We start from the raw sequence: 1,637 nt of genomic DNA, 5'->3' as shown, positions 1-1,637 counted from the left end.
CCCAGCCCCGCCAGCTCGGCCACCAGATCCGCACCACCACCGCTGCGGCTGACCAGCAGCAGATCCCGCACCCCGTGCACCCGCACCAGATGCCGAGCCACCTCCCGGCCCAGACCACCGGTACCACCGGTGACCAGCACCGTACCCGCACCAAAGCCCACCGGCTCCTGATCCGCGGAAGCCGTCACCCGGACCAGACGCGCAGCACGTACGACACCGTCCCGCACCACCAGCTGCGGCTCGGGGTCCGCGGCCACCCGCACGATGAAGTCCGCGTCGGGCACCGTTGCCCGGTCGTCGGTGTCGAGGAGGGTGATCCGGCCCGGGTTCTCCGCCTGCGCCGAACGCACCAGACCCCACACCGCCGAGGCCGCCAGATCGCCCACCGGCTCCCCCGACACCGCCGCGACAGCATCGCGGGTCACCACGACCAGCCGGCCGTCCGCGCACTGCTCGTCGGCGAGCCACCGCTGCACCTGGGCCAGCACCCAGCCGGTGAGATGGTGCGCCGACCGCGGCACATCGTCCCGGGCGCCGAACGCTTCCAGCACCACCACGTCGGCGGCGGCGATGTCGTCCGGGGCGCGGTACACGGCCACGCCGGTGTCCGGCGCCGAGTCCGGCAGGGTGACCGCCAAGGACCAGTCGACCGCCAGCATCGCTCCGGACCGTACGCCACCGGCCACGCCATCCGCGGCGACCGGCCGCAGCACCAGCGAGCCGATGGTCAGCACCGGCTCGCCGTTGCCGTCGGCCAGTTCCACCCGGACGCTGTCCGGGCCCGTACGGACCACCCGTACCCGGGTCGCGGTCGCACCGCCCGCGTGCAGGGTCACGTCGGCGAAGCTGAACGGCAGCCGGCCGGCCGGGGCCGGGTCGAGACCGGCGAAGGTGCTGGCCTGCAGCGCCGCGTCCAGCAGCGCAGGGTGGACGCCGAACTTACGGGCCCGGTCGGCCTCGTCCTCCCCGACCGCGACCTCGGCGAACACCTCGCCGTCGGCCTGCCACACCTGCCGCAGTCCCTGGAACGCCGGTCCGTAGACGAACCCGCCCTCGGCCATGCGTTCGTAGAAGTCCGAGACGTCCACGCGCGCGGCATCCTTCGGCGGCCACTGCCACCCACCCGGCTCGACGACGGAGGCGTCGCCGAGGACGGCGGTGGCGTGCCGGGTCCACGGGTCGTCGTCGGTGGGGCGCGAATAGATCACCGCGGTCCCATCGTCCACGACCACCTGGACCTGGACGCTGTCGGTCTCGGGGATGACCAGCGGGGCCTCCACGATCAGCTCGCGCAGACCACCAGCACCAGCGGCATCCGCGCCACGGATCGCCAGCTCCACGAAGCCCGTCCCCGGAAACAGCACCGTCCCGTGCACCGCGTGGTCCCTCAGCCAGGGCTGCGTGCACAGCGACAGCCGCGAGGTCAGCACCACCGTGCTCGACTCCGGCAGCGCGACCACCGCGCCCAGCAGGGGATGTTCGGCGGAGGCCAGACCGGCGGCGGTCACATCACCACCCGCCAGCGATGCCTGCGGCCAGTACCGGCGCCGCTGGAACGCGTAGGTCGGCAGGTCCACCCAGCCGGACTTCCGCCCGCCGAACAGCTTCTCCCAGTCGACCGGCACGCCCTGGACGAA

1 protein-coding gene is annotated in these 1,637 nt (G+C 73.4%); it reads right to left on the bottom strand.

Annotation, left to right across the window (positions count from 1 at the left end; translation table 11 throughout):
* On the bottom strand, positions 1-1,637 hold a 1,637-nt coding region (locus ACH47Z_RS47160; RefSeq protein ID WP_399086836.1), incomplete at both ends, for a polyketide synthase dehydratase domain-containing protein.

This window comes from Streptomyces sp. NPDC020192 (assembly GCF_044388685.1).
GTDB lineage: Bacteria > Actinomycetota > Actinomycetes > Streptomycetales > Streptomycetaceae > Streptomyces.
This window is presented reverse-complemented; position numbering and strand designations above follow the sequence as displayed.